This window comes from Paenibacillus aceris (genome assembly GCF_017874035.1).
GTDB lineage: Bacteria > Bacillota > Bacilli > Paenibacillales > NBRC-103111 > Paenibacillus_E > Paenibacillus_E aceris.
In genome coordinates this window covers 64308-81903 of record NZ_JAGGKV010000008.1, presented here as the reverse complement: position 1 = coordinate 81903, position 17596 = coordinate 64308, and the positions used below count along the sequence as shown (strand labels likewise).

Sequence of the window (17596 nt, the reverse complement as noted above, 5' to 3'; positions counted from 1 at the left end):
AAGAGGCGGGTGAGGAATGTTCGTTCCTATTTAAATTAAATTGATAGATGCTGAAGTATGAAAGAACAGACACTAGTTTAGTTCAAGTCGATTGGATGCTACATATCTTAAAGCAAGGACTAGAATGATGATAGAAAAAGTCCCTATTTACTATGTTCTCGCCTACATCACGTGTTAAAGGGATGATAGAGATGACACGCTCACAATTTACTAGATTATTAAAAGAGCTTTATTTTGTTACCGGGGAGTGTATGGAACGAAGTTCTGTTGATCAGCGCAAACACGTCACGAAAGTTTATCCCAAAACCCCTCAATCGTCACAAAAACTTATTACCAGTTCAAGTGAAACGATCGAACCACAAATTGTAATTATAGGCGCAGGCCTTGCTGGATTGACTAGTGCTTATCGTCTTAAACAATTCGGGCTCCACGCGAAGGTATACGAAGCTGATCATCGATACATTGCCGGGCGCTGCCAGTCGAATCGAGATGATTTTGACGATAAACAGATCGTAGAGAGAGGCGGCATGATGATCGATTCCGGTCATCAGGCAATTCGAATGCTGGCACAGGAACTGGGTCTTACCTTGGATGATATTCTGGAAGCGGAGAAGAAGGGGACGGAACCATTCTATTTCTTTGACGGATCTCATTATTCATTGGCCGAAGCAACGCGTGATTTTCAGTTAATACTTAATCAATTGAATACGGATTTGAAGATGGCTGGCTTTCCAACTCTATACAACTCCTTCACAAAGCGAGGTTATGATTTAGATCATATGTCCATCTTAGATTGGATTAACGAAAATGTCCCTAATGGAATCCATTCAAAAATGGGCAAACTTCTCGACATTGCTTGTAATGTTGAACATGGTGCAGAGACGGGATTTCAAAGTTCACTCAATCTGATATATCTACATGGCTACTTATCGAGTAATGTACCGTTTAAGACTTTCGGTAATTCTGATGAAAGATTTCATATCCGTGGAGGAAATGATCAGATCATCCGGGAGTTGAGTGAAAGGCTTGATCCTGATCAAATCATTCGTGGTACACGTTTGACAGCTATTATAGAGAATGACAATGGGAGCTACACTCTTACTTTTCAAAATTCTACAAAGACTTTTGATGTAATAGCCGATAAGGTCATACTGACTTTGCCTTTTTCTACTCTTCGTACTTCAGTTGATTATAGTAAGGCAGGTTTTTGCGCACTTAAAAATACCGCAATTCAGGAAATGGGGATGGGAACGAACAGTAAGCTCCACGTTCAATTCAGGGATCGACACTGGCTTGGTCTGGGCTGTAACGGTGAAACGATATCGGATAGTGGTTATCAGAGCACGTTTGAAGTCACTCGGACCCAGTCTGGTACGAATGGGATTTTAGTCGATTATACAGGAAGCATTCTTGAGAAAGCATGGAATAATAATATGATAAATGAGCAAGTCCAACATTTTCTGAACCAAATGGAACCTGTTTTGCCCGGTATTACCACCAAATGGAATGGAAAAGCAGTCCGTGATGATTGGACAATAAATCCATTTACAATGGGATCATATTCTTTTAGAAAAATAGGGCAATATACGAAATTCGGTGGGATTGAACGCGAACGTGAAGGCTGCAAGGGGAATTGCCACTTCGCCGGTGAACATACTTCCATAGAATATCAGGGGTATATGAATGGTGCCGTTGAGAGTGGAGAACGGGCTGCAGATGAAATTATAGCTGATCTGCTTGACTGAGCAGCTGAACATAAGGAGCCTCCTTGACCCAAATATTTGAGTTCCAAGCCAGCCATCTTTGGAACTTCAATAAAGGGTGAAAGGAGGCCTTTCATGTTTTTAGGGATGCAAATATCGGAGGTACTTTATGAATTATTTTTGAATGAATAGGAAAGCGCCGTTTCTATTACTATCAGACTTTCATAATTTATATAAATATTGTTAATATTTTTTAAAAATAAAGCATGGACAGGGTGACCAGCCTATGGAGGTAAATAGATTCTGAATTCCGGAATGATAATTTTGTAGTCTACTTGAGAGGATGATTAAACATGGCAAATGAATTTATAACATCAAATGATCGGAAATTAATTAAGAAATGGATGAAAAAATTAGAAGAAAAATATTATGATACTAAAAAAAATCATGAGGCTGCGAGGTCATACTTGAAATTTCCCTATAAGGAAATTGGTGCAGGCTATCATCGAATGGTGTTTGATCTGAACAATGGCTTCGTATTAAAAGTAGCGACTGATAAATCAGGGATAAAAAATAATCAAAATGAAGCTGAGATATATCGAACATTTAACTCTCATCTCAAATCCAATCTTGCAAAAGTGATGGATTCTGGTTATGGATGGATCATCATGGAGAAAATAGATAAACCGCTTGCGGAAAATGGTGAAAATTGCGATAAAGTATTTCAATTACGTGACGATTTCTTACGTGCAGGCATGAGAGCTAGCGATATCGTTCGTCGATCGAAAAGAGAACCTAAATGGAAAAATCTTCGTTACCGTGAGCACGACAGAATGATTATTATAATCGATTACGGACCTTTCCGGTACTATGGTACCGAATAGCCAACCTGGTGCAAATCATTTGTCTTCGATATCTCCTGTATTCGTAATTCGACTATTAATCTTGATTTCTGTTATAAGATTAGGATAGTAGGTTTCACGCCAATCTTTTAACTTATCGAATGACATTTTACTTCTGAAATATTCACCAGTGCCCAAAGCGTCCGCCTTTTTAGTTTTAAGTTGCTTGAATAGATCCTTATAATTGTTCACCATGTCATTGGAAAATGCTGTTTCTAATTGACGTGTGTCTAAGTCACCGTTATTTTCAATGAGATGCAGCGAGATTTGCATTTGCATCTGCAGGACAGGCTCCTGATTTCGCCAAGAGGTACGAATCTTGTTGTTACATTTGACGATTAGTACACTTGCTTGATGAGTCACTTGAACGACAGAGCCTTGAAACAGTTCTTCGAACAAGTTAACCAAAAGTGATTGTTCTTTCGAAATTTCACCTGTCATTTTATCCTTCGACATCACAGCCGAGCCTAGAAATTCGAGCATGGTTGATTTTCCTGAGCGTAGAATTGGAATAGTTATATCTTCCGTATCAGAATGAATAGCCCCGAAGGTATCCCAAAGATAGGCAAGATTAATTTCGGGGCTCCAGCCTGCATTTTGATTGAAAAAATTTATCAGAGAGCTGAAATCAGTTTGAATAGCTTTACCTGTGCGATTAAGGAATATGCCCATATCTTCGGAAGTTATCGCAATAAGAGCCTTAGTAGGCATACGTTGACTTCGCATGATATAGGCTATTTCCTCTTTAATTCCCTCTTCCGCGACCTTACGATCAAACATAACCAACTGGAGATGCATAAAGTCAATACCGGCTTCAATGTCCGTATCAATATCAGTAAGTGCCTTACTGATTGTATCCGCTTCCTTATAATACACCTTAGATTTTGAACCACGGGTAACCGGTAGCGGAAATTGAATATGCACCCTGTATTTTTTCGTTTCTCCATAGGAAATCCCCATAACGACTGGGAGTACGCGATGATTAACATCTTTGATATCCCAGCAGCCTGTTAAGAGTAGTGCACAGGTAAACAATAATATGATTGTATTGAGCTGACGCGTCATTTTAACAGAACTCGCTTTCTTTCCTGACTTTCAATAAATCTTCCGCGAAAATAAACAGCGACTGGGATAATCATATAAATCATTAAGCGAAACCAAGTATCCTTAGTCAATATTTCAACGTATCTATCCCAAGAAGGAATAATTAGGGTGACCACAAACACAACCAAAGTCAGACCAGGCCTAATATATTTCTCTTTCCATCTCGGTATCATTTTATGAATCATGAGCGCTGAAGACCAAAGAGAGAATGTAGAAAGTGTCATGACGAAAGCAAGTAAAGCAACAGCATAGAATAAGGATATGCGATTGAAAATGGACCATGTAATATTAACGGAGTCAAGGCTTGTCATTAACGGAAAATTCATTAGTTTCGCTGCATTAACTCCATAAATTAGGATAGGGATATAAACGATGCTAATATACAGCAAAGCAATTGGAAGTAAGGTGATCAAGATGGATTTCATTTGAACCTTACAAATCGGAGGCAGCATACCTAGTAGCAGGAATGGGCAGATCGAAAACAATGTCGTTAACAACTTGCCTTCAATCAAAAAATCCATGCTGAGATTTACCAGAGGAAAAATCTTTATAAACTTGGAATTCGTCATGCATGCCGATAAGGCAAATAAAAGAATGGGAATATTGAAGACTGTCGTCAATGTGCTGGCTCTCAAAATGCCTTGAGGGCCAATTGATGATCCAAATAGCATTAGCAAACATAATAATGCTAAAATTGCATATAATGGCGATCTTGCGATGAAGACAATGATCATCAGTTCAGCAAAGAAGCGAACTGACAAAATGGGAATAATCAGGATGTAAATGATAAGAGGCAGGAGCAGCACTGTACTGATCCATTTGCCGAGTGGCAGGAATAAATCTGGATAGTCCAAGCTCCCGGCTTTGCGCAGACCCTGAAGTAGAATTAGCATAAGGACAAGTTCTATCACCATGTTTATACAAGCCGGTTCCCAATGACCATAATCTGTAGTAGTAAGCATGGAGCGAGTATAAGCGCTAAAAATGATGCTGCAATGGACAGCAATGAAAAAAATAGGGGCTTGCAGATTTGAAATCCATCGGTCCATCAAAGGTGTCACTTCTTTCCCGGAGTCATTGTCCTAGCTTTTTGGGGGAGAGAAAATTCATAAAAGGAATCCCGAAACGCTGCAAGTTGCAAGCGTAATAACATATGCCGATAAAGGCAGCGAACAAGCCAAAAATGCCGAAAATACCTGAAAAAACGACAATAACCGAGCGCAGTATTCTAATCACTAGCGTATTCAAATAAGTTGGAAATGCAAAATTAGCTGTTACGGAGGTCGATAATACGATAAGGACTAAACTGCTGACCAGTTTAGCATCAACAATTGCTTGTCCGAGGATAATGCCTCCGATCAGCGTATTCGCTGCAGCTATGCTTTTGGGTAAACGCTGTGTCGCTTCAATGATGATTTCACTGATGAAAAGGAGCAGCAGCATTTCTAAAAATGTAGGCAAAGGTATTCCAACCCGACTTGTAGCGATGGAGAGAGCCAATTCAATACGTAGTGTCTCAGGATTGATTGATACTAGAGCCACATAAAGGCCAGGAGCCAAAAGTGCGATTAACAGGCTGAGAAAGCGTAAAAAACGCAACACAATCATTACGATAACCGGGAATTGTCTGTCCCAATCCAAAGCAATAAAATCCCCGAATAGTAAGGGGAGCACATACGCGGTCGGCTCGCCGTCGACTAGCAGAATGACTCTGCCATTCATCATGGATGTGATCGCTTGTCCGGGAATTTCCGTTTTATGAAAAGGCGACACGAGATGAAATCGATTGTTTCCGAAAAATCGGATGAGATCTTGCCCGTTTCGGAGGTCTGACTCAGACGCTTTGTTCAAAGCAAGCCTGACATTATGAAGTAAATCTTTATCCACACATTCCGACAAATAAACTAATGATGCCTCTTTTGTTCCTATACCTTTGAATTGGAAACCTTCGACTTCTAAACAAGGTGAATTTATCGATGTACGAAGAATTCCAATATTGGTGGATAGGGGCTCCATAAAAACAATAGCAGATGAAAAGGGAGTGGACTCGTTCTCCGCTTTGTCTATTGCTCTGTCAAGTGTCTTGAGTTTACCTTGAAAACTGAACGCTTGTTCAGAATTAGAGTCAATAAAGGCGACTTTCCCTTGCAAAAGCACATCCAAAGCTTTTGGATCCCAATCTTGTCCGATTAAGTGCATGTATATTTCTTCGTAGTTGGATTCCGATGTAATCCCACAGTTCGAAATGTGCGCAATGGTTTCTTGCCAATTGACAATGGATTCATAGCCAACCATCCACATATTGATCGATCCAATTGGCAGCTGTTCTATTTTCAAGTCATGCTGTGTTTTGGATTTACTTTTGATCATCTCCACATAGGTTTCCAATACATACACCTCCCGCAAGTATTATTTTCCAAAAGGTGAAAAATATACAATGATTTCGTTCAGATGATGGATAATTTATGTTAAAATATGGTTATCTACTGAGGTCGATTTTATTGTTAAAAAATTCTGTGCGGTCACTGTTATTTCATACCTTTATTTGTTTCAAGACAATTCTCATCATACTAGGATTCGAATTTAAAATTTCAAATGAATTAGGATTAGTTAATATATTTTTATATTATTTATTTGGTAGGTTCTTCCTAACTAAATTAACCGATTGGAAAAAAGAGATATCCAGCATTTTACCGGTTTTCATTGTTGGGCTTATCTTTTGATCGGAGTAGGAATTCTTATTTGTGTTTTCGTAGATTACAAACTCGACAAATTGTATCCTAAAAAGAAAAAATAAAATGAAATTGCAAAAATGGCTTCTCAAAAGGGAGGATTCGTGCATGCTTTATCGTAGGCTTGGCAACACGGATGTAAGCATATCTGCAATAGGTCAAGGAACTTGGAAATTCGGCGAAGATAAAAATAAAGAAAAAGACGAAATAGAAGCTTTGCGTTATGGAATTGCAAATGGGCTTACCTTGATTGATACTGCCGAAGAATATGGAAATGGAGGGGCAGAAAGGATTGTTAGTAAAGCAATCCAAGATATTAGAAATGATGTGTTCCTTGTAACTAAAGTATCTGCAAAAAATTGTTCTTACAAAGGTGTTTTGAGAGCAGCAGAGGCAAGTTTGGAACGCTTAAAGATAAGCCACATTGATTTGTATTTACAGCATTGGCCGAGTCAGCAGCATGATCTTTCGGAAACAATGGGGGCAATGGCTGAATTAGTTAGCAGGGGCTTAGTTAAATATGTTGGAGTAAGCAATTTTTCCACTCAACTAATGCAAGAAGCACAATACCATTTAGGTAGTGTGCCCTTAGTTTGTAATCAAGTAGCCTACCATTTGAACGATAGAAGTATAGAAAATCAGATTTTGCCATTTGCTAAGAAAAATGGAGTAACGATTATGGGGTACTCACCCTTTGGATATGCTCCTCATGTATTTGGCATGAAAGGTTTTCCTCCGGTTGGATCGCATGGGCGAATGGTATTGGAATTAATAGGAGCCAAACACGGCAAGACAGTATATCAAGTGGCGTTAAACTGGGTGTTGAGGCAGGAAGGATTAGTTACTATCCCTAAAGCCGCGAACAAGGCACACATCTTTGATAATTTAAGCGCCATAGGCTGGGAATTAGATAAAGATGATCTTTCCCAGATTGAAAGTAATTTCACAATTGACAATGCATGATGGCAGCCGGCCATGTGATCGGCTGCTTTTTCTTTGCTAGACCTTACAACGAGAGATAGATAGATTTGGTCTAATTTTTATGGAAGATTATGCTATAATTATGATAGTAAACGATTATGGGAGGGGATAGGAGAATGAACCCTAGTAAGCGATTGAATGAACGCTTGACTCCGCTGCTTAAGAGTATCATGGAAAAGGGACCTGCCGGCTGTGCTTGTACCGTTGTACGGCGGGGAGAAGTTGTTTATCAGGAAACCCATGGATATTCGGATTTGGAGAAGAAGAAGGAGATCACTCCGGATACGATCTACCGAATTTATTCGATGACAAAGGTAATTACCTGTACCGCGGCACTCATGCTCTTTGAGAAAGGACTTTTCCTGCTTAACGATCCATTGGAAGAGTACCTGCCGGAGTTCAAAAACCCGCAGGTGTACCGATATAACGAGTACGGCGCCAGATCTTTATCTTCTGCGTCGGGTCCGATCCTCGTCAAGGATCTTTTCACAATGTCCTCCGGTCTTACGTATGGTGGGGACAGCACGGAAACCGAGCGACAAACTCGTGCAATCATGGAGAACGCTGCAGCTACCGAGGACATGCGGGCTCTGTCCAAAGCATTGGCGTCCGTTCCGCTGGCTTTCGATCCAGGCACACACTGGAAGTATGGTACAAGCCACGATGTTTTGGCTGCTTTGATCGAAGTATTGTGCGGACGAACATTCGGTGATTTTCTGCAGAAAGAAATTTTCGATCCACTTGGGATGACCGACACTTCTTTCCGGATACCAGAGGACAAGAGGGATCGTCTATGCACCATGTACGATCGTGCAGAAGACGGCACGCTTACTCCTAATACCAGAATGGACGCCCACTATCAATCCGGAAGCCGCTATGAAAGCGGCGGAGGCGGTCTGCTTTCGACGATCGGCGATTACAGCCGGTTTGCGCAGCTGCTGGCGAAAGGCGGGGAGCTAGATGGGGTGCGGCTTCTTAGTCCGAAGACAATTCAATTGATGGCGACCAATCATTTAAGTCCGCAGCAGCTTAAGGATTTCAACTGGCCGCATATGCGTGGTTATGGCTATGGTTTGGGAGTCCGTGTGATGATTGATCCTGCTGCGGGTGGCATCAACGGCTCGATAGGTGAATTCGGTTGGGCGGGTTTAGCCGGATCATACTTGATAATCGATCCCAAGGAAGAACTGTCCGTCGTGTATATGCAGCAACTACTACCAAGCCTTGAGCCTTACATTCATCCCAGACTGAGGGCTGCGATTTACGGGGCATTAGACTAAAAGTGCGGGATTAACGGTAGCGAGAGCATACATTGTCGCTATTATCACAGCAAATGAAGTCAAAAGGCATGGATTCGTTCATTCATACCTTTTTGGGCTTCAATGCAAAAATTCCCGCTCATTCATTATCCAATTAAGGAAGTGATTGTTGCGAAAACAACTTTCAAGCTTTTCTTGATGATCAAGAGTGGCGTGACCTTGAGGAGAGAACGGAACGAAACTTTTTTTAAATCTGTTTGAAAATAATGGATATTAGCGCATAGCTTTTAAAATATTAACAGCTGCCTTCTTTTAAAGGCAGCTGTTTGCCGTTAAAGAAACGATCAATGCTTGACACGACATCATTTGAGGTCCTACAATCGGAACAAACACACATGGTATCTCGAGGCAGTAGTGTCTAGATATAAGGAATTTATGGGAGGTAAACGGACAATGTACAGTACCATTATATTTGATGTTGACGGGACATTAATCGATACGGAAGAAGCTGTGTTGGGTTCACTACAAAAATTATTGAAAACAGATTACAACAAAGAAGTTGACTTATCAGAACTAATATTTGTATTAGGGATTCCAGGTACGGTTTCTTTGCCCAAACTAGGAATTGATAATATTGATAAAGCTAATGAAAGATGGAACTTCTTTATGAAAGATTTTTATCATTCAATTCATGTTTTTAATGGTATTAACAATCTGATGGATACATTAAAGAATAAAGGAATAGTCCAAGGTATCGTCACTTCAAAGACGAAAGAAGAGCTACAAGATGATTTTGTACCATTTGGTTTAATGAAATATCTTACATACATTGTTTGTGCAGATGATACTAACAAACATAAACCTAATCCAGAACCAATTTTGAAATTTTTGGAGAATTCTAAAGCTGAACCCTCATCATCCATTTACATTGGAGATACCATCTACGATTCTGAATGTGCAAGAGACTCCGGTGTTGATTTTGGATTAGCTTTATGGGGATGTAAGAACCATGAAAATATACCTGCCAAATACAAGTTTGAAACGCCATTGGACATATTAAAAATTCTGGTTTAGATAAAAGCAATCTCAAAAGTGAGATTCTAAATAAATAACCCACTCCATTGCAGGGAGTGGGTTATTTATTTCTTCATTTATTTATTTTCCAAGAATCCTTTTACTTTTTTAATAGCATTATTCGTAATTTCAGTCGCTTCTGCAAGGCTTATGTTACCTTTTGGATTGAAGGTGCCGTCTTGATTTAATGTAACCAACCCTAATGCAAGTGCAGTTTGAATGGCTCCTGAGTTAGTGATTTCCATTTGATCATTATCTTTTATCTCGACGGGTACAACGTTAAGCATTGGCAGTTTCCCGCTGGTTTGAAAAGTATGAACTAGCAGGTATGTGAACGATTCACGTGTCATTTTGGTGTTCGGATCAATTTTGATTTCCAACTGAATGTCGACATTACCAAGTGCATCTTTGATCAGTTGGACGCCTTGCGCCGCTGTCAAGACTTCAGTGGAGGTTGGTGCTGTATGAGCTTTCAAGTATGCAACGGCATTGAATAATTCAGCAGCAGCATCAGCACGTGTAATTTCTTCTTTTGGATTAAATGTACCATCTGCACCCAGCTTAATCACCCCATATTGAATTGCACGCTGAATGGAACCTGAGTATTCGGGAGTGATTCGTTCTTGATCCTTAATTTCAACAACAACTGTCTTAATCATTGGCAGCTTCTTCGTTACTTCAATAGCACGAATGAGTTGATGAGTGAATTCTTCACGAGTTAACTCTTTCTCTGGCGCAAGATCAATGGGTAGCTCAAGGCTGTTTACAGCAGCGGTAATGAGTGCATTTGCATACCAAGCATCATTATTTGCCTTTTTAAAATAATCGGTAGCCTTTGGCTCTTTAACGAATCTGACCAGATCCAGATTGAGACCAAGCGCATTTACCAAAAGCTGAACGGTTTGAGCTTCTGAAATCGCAGCTTTCGGAGCAAAAAGCTCCGGAGTGATTCCTGATATTACACCACTTTGCTGTAAAGCGATGATTTTATCTTTCGCAGCAACATTATCCAAATCAGTAAAAGTAGAAGCAGGAGAAGCAGCGAAGCTTTGGCTAGCAATTGTAAATGACAATAATGCAGTAGCTGATAGAGTCATCATTTTAGATAATTTTTTCATCATTATTCACCTCATGAAGTATTTTGTGATTCAGATACCTAAACGGGCATTAGCGTAGATAATGTTGCATTTCAATTATTTATAATTTGTAAATAATATTTTGATAGTAAGTTATCCGTGATATTTTTGCACTATTTGGTAATGGAGCTGTCCCGATGGTTAGAAAGACCTGGGGCTAGCTCTTTTTGTCTTTACAATTTTTTATCTTGCTGATAACACAGAAAAAATAATCCTAAGTTAAATTAAATATGTGGGAACGGTCTCACATAAAGAAATGGGGTTGGAGCATTGGAGATTACGATTAAAGAGATTGCCCAACGTGCTGGTGTATCCAAGTCAACCGTGTCGCGTGTGATTTCTGGCAAGGGCTATACCAGCCTGGAAGTACGTGATAAGGTACTCCAGCTGATTGAAGAATTGCAATATAAGCCCAATGCAGTCGCAAGGGCTATGGTTTCACAGAGAACGCACAACATTGGCGTCCTTATTTATCGCAGGCATCATCCCATTGCGTCTCATCCGTTCTACGGTAAAATTCTTGACGCCATATTAATGTCAGCTGCAAGTCAGAATTACTCCGTTTTCGTAACGACGGATCATGAAATGTCGCTGCGATCCGCCGATTTTATGATGGAGAAACGAGTGGACGGATTGATCCTAATCAGCCGCCTGCAGCAAAATGTCATTGATTACATCACTAACTTCGGAGTTCCCTACGTGATGGTCAATGGTTCTACAGAGGTCGATAATGTCATCCATATTGTGAATCAAGACGAAGAAGGCGGACGAATGGTCGCCGACTTTTTATCGGAATTAGGGCATAGGCGGATTTTCGTAATCGCCGGACCACAGACGCATCGCAGCCACAATTTGAGGTTGAAAGGTTTTAAAAATTACTTGGAAGAAGTCGGGTGTGCGATCCCATCATCTTCGATCTTGCAGGCATCGACTTCCACTTTCGGTGAGGGATATGAGTTAATGCGTAGTTATTGGGAGCAATTTCGCGCTGGCGGCTACACGTCGATCTTCGCCACCAACGATATGATCGCGCTGGGCGCCATGAAGTTTATGTTGGAGCAATCCGTTCGTATTCCAGACCAGGTAGCGGTTGTAGGCTTTGACGATATCGATTTTGCCGATATGTTTTCTCCTTCTTTAACAACCGTCAGGGTCAATACAGAGGAAATGGGGATTCAGGCTTTCAGCTTGTTGGACAAGCTCATCCGTCAGGAACCGAACGTTGAGAATCCCAAGCAGCTTGTCCCCAAAATGATTATCCGGCAATCGACAAAGTAAAAGAGCTTGAATAGGAGTGATTAGCCCAAATGCGTTGGTATTTAAAAGCGATAGGCCCACGAAAAATCGTGGAGTTTATCATACTTGTTGTGTTCGTTATCTTTTTCTTAGGCCCGCTTCTTAATCTAGCTATACTGGCTTTCACAGGCAAATGGAACTACCCGGATGTTTTACCGCACGAATGGTCACTGAAATGGTGGGCGTTTGTGTTCCAGCAAGAGGATATCGCGAAATCGATCGGCTTATCTTTTATCATCGCATCGATTGTGACCGCACTGTCCATTGTACTTTGTATCCCGGCAGCCTATGCATTTGCTCGCATACGGTTTCCGCTCAGTCGTTTCTTCTTGTTCTCGTTTCTGCTGACACATGCTTTTCCGAAAATGGGACTTTATGTTTCGATCGCCGTGCTGTTCTACAAACTCGGACTAATGAACACTTTGGTGGGGGTGGTGTTGATTCATATGATCAACGTGCTCATGTTCATGACCTGGATTCCAACGGCCGCATTCCGCAATGTGCATATGGCTCAAGAGGAGTCGGCCAGGGATGTGGGGGCGAGTCCGTTCCGTGTATTCCGCAGTATTACGCTGCCTATGGCGATGCCTGGCATTATCGTAGCTTCGATTTTTACATTCCTTAACTCGCTAGATGAAGCTCAGGGCACTTTTCTTGTGGGCATCCCCAATTATAAAACGATGCCGATTGTCATGTATTCGATCATTAGCGATTATCCAGCCTACGCGGGTGCTGTATTTTCTATTATTTTGACAGCGCCGACGATTATCCTACTGTTGGCTGCACAGCGCTTCGTAAGCGCGGATATTATGTCCAGCGGCTTCCAACTCAAATGATGACAGATCAACTAGCGAATAGAAGGGGGCAATTATGGAAATTCAGCTTTCCGTTAAACAATTGACGAAGCGCTACAAAACAGGAGAAGGGGTAACCAATATCTCACTCGATGTTCGTAAGGGTGAGCTAATCACACTGCTTGGCCCATCTGGCTGCGGCAAGACAACGGTGCTTCGCAGCATCGGTGGTTTTCTTGACCCGGATTCAGGTGACATTCTTATCGAGGGCAAAAGTGTGGTTCGTACGCCTCCGGAAAAACGTCCGACCTCCATGGTATTTCAAGGCTACAATCTATGGCCGCATATGACTGTTTTTGACAACCTGGCATTCGGTCTTAAAATACGCAAGATGAAAATGGCGGACATCGATAAGGCTGTAAAGGAAGTCCTTCAACTGGTTCGCTTGCCTGGAGCAGAGCTTAAATACCCGGGTGAACTCTCCGGTGGTCAGCAGCAGCGGATCGCGGTTGCGAGATCTTTACTCCTGAAACCTGCCGTTCTTTTGCTCGATGAACCTTTTTCCGCACTGGATGCCAAGCTTCGTCACGAAATGAGAGAAGAACTGCGAGAAATTCAATCCAAAACGGGCCTTACGATGGTATTTGTCACGCATGATCAAGAAGAAGCGCTATCGATTTCAGACCGCATTGTCGTTATGAACCAAGGAAATATCGAGCAAATCGCTTCCCCGCAAGAGATTTACGATGAACCGAGTACGTTGTTTGTATCCCAATTTATCGGCAAAATGAACTTTTTGAAAGGGGTGATCGCAGCCGAGCGGGTAACCGTAGGGCATTTAAGTTTTCCGAATTCAAAAAATCTGACCGGACACGTAAAACTGGCTGTTCGACCTGAAGACGTATTGATCGAAAGTGAAGAGGGACATGGTCTTTCAGGAGTGATCAAACAGGTTATGGTGCTTGGACATTATGCTGAAGTGTCCATCCATTTGCCGGAGTACGGAACCATTCGGGCGTTTGAACCACGGGATTCTGTCAGGGATCTTTATACAGGTCAACATGTCAAAGCAAACTTTGCAAAAGTTTTAGCTTATTCGGAAAATTAAACCCATCCCAAGGAGGAATCATCTATGTTTCGCAAGAAATCCGCTATTATGTTAGTAACGTTAATGACCGCCACTGCTGCTTTTGTATCCGGGTGCGGCACTTCTTCGACAAATGCAGGTTCCGCAGCTCAAAGCAGCAGTCCGGCCAAAGAAACAGCAGGCAGTAAACAGCCTGTCGAATTTAACTTCTATTTTACCGGCTCGCAAAATGTAAAAGACCTATGGGATACGCTAATTCCTATGTTCGAGAAACAAAATGCGGATATTAAAGTAAAACCGGTTTATATTCCTTCAGGAACTGGTGCGCAGCCAACCTATGACCGCATTACGGCAGCTAAACAAGCGAATAAAGGCTCTGGCGATATCGATTTGTATGAAGATGGTTTGTCTTATGTGACACGGGGACAAAAAGATGATCTATGGGCTGCGTTGCCCGCTGACAAAATCAAAAACCTGGCCAGCGTAGATGAGAAAACGTTAAAAGATATCTCCAATATGGCTATTCCTTATCGCTCCTCTGCGGTTGTATTGGCTTATAACAGTGATAAAGTAAAAACACCTCCAACTACTTTGGATGAACTATACGATTGGATCAAGAAAAATCCGGACAGATTCGCCTATAACGATCCATCCACAGGGGGGGCAGGCAACTCTTTTGTAGCAACAGCCCTGTACAAGTTCCTGCCTGAAGAAGCTATTCATAATTCCGATCCAAGTGTAGAAAAAGGGTGGGATCAAGGCTTTGCACTGCTCAAGGAGCTAGGAAAATCCGTTTATGGCAAAGGTATTTATCCTAAGAAGAACCAAGGTACTTTAGATTTATTGACGAGCGGTGAAGTTGATATGATTCCGGCATGGTCGGATATGGTACTTGAGCAAGTGGCTAAAGGACAACTTCCCAAAACAACAAAAATGGCCCAAATTACGCCAGGTTTTAACGGAGGACCAACTTACTTAATGGTGCCTAAGCTATCGGAAAAGAAGGATGCTGTATACAAATTCCTGGATTTCGTTCTTTCACCTGAAGCACAAGGCGTGGTTGTAGACAAAATGCATGGCTTCCCAGGGATTAAGCTTTCTAGTATGTCAAAAGAAATTCAAGATTCATTCAAAGGTGCATCCGAAGGATTCCGCTCCTTCAATATCGGCGAATTGGACAAAGATATGACCAAACGCTGGCAAAGTGATGTTGCTGCGCAATGAGTAAACAAATGAAAATGGGGATACTGGGATTACTTCTAGTCATCCCCTCTTTTTTATTGCTCTTCGTCACTGTCGTCATTCCAATCATCATTTCCTTTAAAGAGAGTCTGACCAATAAATCCGGCGGCTACGATTTGTCTAATTATACGTATCTATTTACGGATAAGGTGATGCGATCCAACATCATTTTTACACTGGAAGTGACGATTGTATCGGTCATTCTCGTGCTTATTATCAGTTATGCCCTGGCTGCTTATATGAGATTTAATAACGGGACGATGGTGAAATGGATTCGCAATATGTACATGATTCCAATCTTTATCCCCTCCGTCATTGCTACGTATGGGTTAATTCAACTGCTTGGTAACCATGGATGGGTATCCCGCATTTTACTAATGCTCAATGGAGGGGAAATGCCGCGGATTATTTTCGATATGAAAGGGATTATTATCGCGAATTTGTGGTTTAACATTCCTTTTACAACGATGCTGCTTGGGTCAGCTTTATCCGCGGTCCCTAATTCTATTATTGAAAGCGCGAAGGATGTTGGAGCACGTAAATTGCAAATTTTCATACGCTTCATTTTGCCGCTCACTTATAAGACTTTACTTGTTGCCGTCACCTTTGTGTTCATGGGCGTGATCGGTTCGTTCACAGCGCCGTTTCTGATTGGACCTAACGCTCCACAAATGATAGGGGTGTCCATGGAACAAGTTTTCGGCGTATTCCAAGAAAAACAATTAGCTGCAGCGATTGCCTTCTTTACGTTCCTGCTTTGTTCCGTAATGGGGTACTTTTATATCCGCAGCATGATTACCGAAGAGAGTGCGAGGTCCCGATGAACCAACTAATTCTGGATGTACAAGGGATTGTACATCCCAATTCTTCCAAAACTCATATTTCATATCAGTTTCACTTAGGCAGTCACGTTGGCAAGCTAAGGATCCATTTTGCTTATGAGCCCAAAAATCTAGAAGATCGGGAAATATCGAAATCGATGATATTAAAGAGTATACACAAGTACACGGAGCCCAATCAGAGTGAGCGATTGCAAGCGAAATGGGAATCCTTCCTGCCGCTGAAAAACTTGATCACCCTATCCGTCGACGACCCTGAACGGCACCGCGGTGCAGGGCATCGGCACGATCCCGAACAGTTATTAGTTATAAGTGAATTGGAAGCTTCGCCCGGCTTTATCAGTGGTAAATTGCCGGCAGGCTTGTGGAACGTAACTCTAAGCTTGCATGCGATTGTTACAGAAAGCTGCCGATATACCATGCATATTCATCAAGAGGAGGCATAAGCGGATGCCTTGGATTGCTTGTGAATTACACAGTCATACTTTCCACAGCGATGGAAAACAAACACTTATAGAGCTGGCAAATGGTGCAAAAGCGCTTGGTTTCGAGTGTATAGCTTTAACCGACCATAATACGATGACGGGTTTAAATGACAAGCACGTCGTGGAACAAGAAACCGGAATTTCAATTATTTCGGGGATGGAATGGACGACCTTTTATGGGCATATGGTTACGATAGGACTGCCTAATTTTGTTGACTGGCGTTTGGCTGGCCCTAACAATATCCATAAAGGGATTGCCGAAGTCCATAGCAGCGGGGGAATCGTCGGTATGGCACATCCATTTCGGATAGGAAGTCCAATTTGTACTGGCTGTTATTGGGAATTTAACATTGAGGATTGGAACGCTATCGACTATATCGAGGTATGGTCAGGCACATTTCCTTCCATAAAAACGGACAATGAACGCGCCTACCGATTATGGACCGACAAACTGAACGAAGGCTATAAAATTGCAGCCACTTCAGGGCGCGATTGGCACGCTCAGGAGCATACGGATGAACCAGTATCGGTGACATATCTCGATATCGATGATGGGGAGGAGACTTTGACTCAACGAGCGGTTCGGGCACTTTCGGAGGGGAAGGTCTCTGTAACGTTGGGACCGCTAGTATCGTTTTCTCTTAGATCTGAAGCTGCGGTGTACGGAATAGGTGATTGCATTCCTGTGCATGATCAAAGTCATAGTTACAAGGCTCACATAAGCATAGATTATCACGTGCGTAAAGGATTATGGAATTTTCCAAAGCCCCAATACACACTTATTCTGATTGGAAATTCAGGTGTTTTGAGTGAACAAATAGTGATTGAGGATCAGCCGAATATCGTGATCGAAATTCCTGGCGACGAACTTTTATGGATTCGAGCAGAACTTCGAGCTATAGTTCGCGGAGTTCGGACTTTAGTCGCATTTACAAACGCTATATATGCCGATAGATGAAAGG

16 protein-coding genes are annotated in these 17596 nt (G+C 41.8%); 12 read left to right on the top strand and 4 right to left on the bottom strand.

The features are described 5' to 3' along the window. Positions 1-191: 191 nt before the first annotated feature. Together J2Z65_RS16475 and J2Z65_RS16470 are read left to right on the top strand one after the other, a co-directional pair. Complete coding sequence (locus J2Z65_RS16475; protein ID WP_209855928.1) at positions 192-1745, top strand: flavin monoamine oxidase family protein; 1554 nt, start codon at positions 192-194, stop codon at positions 1743-1745. Positions 1746-2056: 311 nt separating this feature from the next. Further along, positions 2057-2587: a hypothetical protein gene (locus J2Z65_RS16470; RefSeq protein WP_209855926.1), complete on the top strand. Its 531-nt coding sequence runs from the start codon at positions 2057-2059 to the stop codon at positions 2585-2587. Between the two features lie 15 nt (positions 2588-2602). Here the strand turns inward: J2Z65_RS16470 and J2Z65_RS16465 are convergent, their stop codons facing one another. The 3 genes from J2Z65_RS16465 to J2Z65_RS16455 form a co-directional block, all read right to left on the bottom strand. Next, positions 2603-3670 carry a Ger(x)C family spore germination protein gene (locus J2Z65_RS16465; protein WP_209855923.1) on the bottom strand — a complete coding sequence of 356 codons (1068 nt, stop codon included), beginning with the start codon at positions 3668-3670 and terminating at the stop codon, positions 2603-2605. Next, entirely contained in the window at positions 3667-4623 is a 957-nt protein-coding gene (locus J2Z65_RS16460; RefSeq protein WP_275691044.1) for a GerAB/ArcD/ProY family transporter, read from the bottom strand. The genes J2Z65_RS16465 and J2Z65_RS16460 overlap by 4 nt, the downstream gene beginning before the upstream one ends. Before the next feature lie 160 nt (positions 4624-4783). After that, positions 4784-6097: a spore germination protein gene (locus J2Z65_RS16455; RefSeq protein ID WP_167059762.1), complete on the bottom strand. Its 1314-nt coding sequence runs from the start codon at positions 6095-6097 to the stop codon at positions 4784-4786. Between the two features lie 452 nt (positions 6098-6549). On the opposite strand from J2Z65_RS16455, the gene J2Z65_RS16450 reads away from it, so the two are divergent. The 3 genes from J2Z65_RS16450 (at position 6550) to J2Z65_RS16440 (ending at position 9755) form a co-directional block, all read left to right on the top strand. Next, positions 6550-7404 carry an aldo/keto reductase gene (locus J2Z65_RS16450; protein WP_167059760.1) on the top strand — a complete coding sequence of 285 codons (855 nt, stop codon included), beginning with the start codon at positions 6550-6552 and terminating at the stop codon, positions 7402-7404. A gap of 134 nt (positions 7405-7538) precedes the next feature. After that, the gene (locus tag J2Z65_RS16445; protein WP_167059757.1) at positions 7539-8702 is read left to right on the top strand and encodes a serine hydrolase domain-containing protein; all 1164 of its coding nucleotides are present in this window, start codon (positions 7539-7541) and stop codon (positions 8700-8702) included. 432 nt (positions 8703-9134) lie between these two features. After that, the gene (locus tag J2Z65_RS16440) at positions 9135-9755 is read left to right on the top strand and encodes an HAD family hydrolase (protein WP_167059755.1); all 621 of its coding nucleotides are present in this window, start codon (positions 9135-9137) and stop codon (positions 9753-9755) included. A 77-nt stretch (positions 9756-9832) separates the two neighbouring features. Here the strand turns inward: J2Z65_RS16440 and J2Z65_RS16435 are convergent, their stop codons facing one another. Continuing rightward, the gene (locus J2Z65_RS16435; RefSeq protein WP_167059753.1) at positions 9833-10876 is read right to left on the bottom strand and encodes an S-layer homology domain-containing protein; all 1044 of its coding nucleotides are present in this window, start codon (positions 10874-10876) and stop codon (positions 9833-9835) included. Between the two features lie 285 nt (positions 10877-11161). On the opposite strand from J2Z65_RS16435, the gene J2Z65_RS16430 reads away from it, so the two are divergent. The 7 genes from J2Z65_RS16430 to J2Z65_RS16400 are packed head-to-tail and all read left to right on the top strand — an operon-like array spanning position 11162 to position 17592. Then, the gene (locus J2Z65_RS16430; RefSeq protein WP_167059750.1) at positions 11162-12169 is read left to right on the top strand and encodes a LacI family DNA-binding transcriptional regulator; all 1008 of its coding nucleotides are present in this window, start codon (positions 11162-11164) and stop codon (positions 12167-12169) included. Between the two features lie 29 nt (positions 12170-12198). Beyond that, positions 12199-13023 (top strand): ABC transporter permease, encoded by an 825-nt coding sequence (locus tag J2Z65_RS16425; RefSeq protein WP_167059748.1) that lies wholly within the window; start codon positions 12199-12201, stop codon positions 13021-13023. Between the two features lie 34 nt (positions 13024-13057). Beyond that, positions 13058-14089 (top strand): ABC transporter ATP-binding protein, encoded by a 1032-nt coding sequence (locus J2Z65_RS16420; protein ID WP_167059745.1) that lies wholly within the window; start codon positions 13058-13060, stop codon positions 14087-14089. 24 nt (positions 14090-14113) lie between these two features. After that, entirely contained in the window at positions 14114-15292 is a 1179-nt protein-coding gene (locus J2Z65_RS16415) for an extracellular solute-binding protein (protein ID WP_167059742.1), read from the top strand. Continuing rightward, positions 15289-16134 (top strand): ABC transporter permease, encoded by an 846-nt coding sequence (locus J2Z65_RS16410; protein ID WP_167059740.1) that lies wholly within the window; start codon positions 15289-15291, stop codon positions 16132-16134. Before J2Z65_RS16415 ends, J2Z65_RS16410 begins: the two co-directional genes overlap by 4 nt. Beyond that, positions 16131-16595 carry a hypothetical protein gene (locus J2Z65_RS16405; RefSeq protein ID WP_209855920.1) on the top strand — a complete coding sequence of 155 codons (465 nt, stop codon included), beginning with the start codon at positions 16131-16133 and terminating at the stop codon, positions 16593-16595. The genes J2Z65_RS16410 and J2Z65_RS16405 overlap by 4 nt, the downstream gene beginning before the upstream one ends. Before the next feature lie 4 nt (positions 16596-16599). Continuing rightward, positions 16600-17592, top strand: a complete 993-nt coding sequence (locus tag J2Z65_RS16400) for a CehA/McbA family metallohydrolase (protein ID WP_167059738.1) — start codon at positions 16600-16602, stop codon at positions 17590-17592. The last annotated feature ends 4 nt before the right edge of the window (positions 17593-17596 follow it).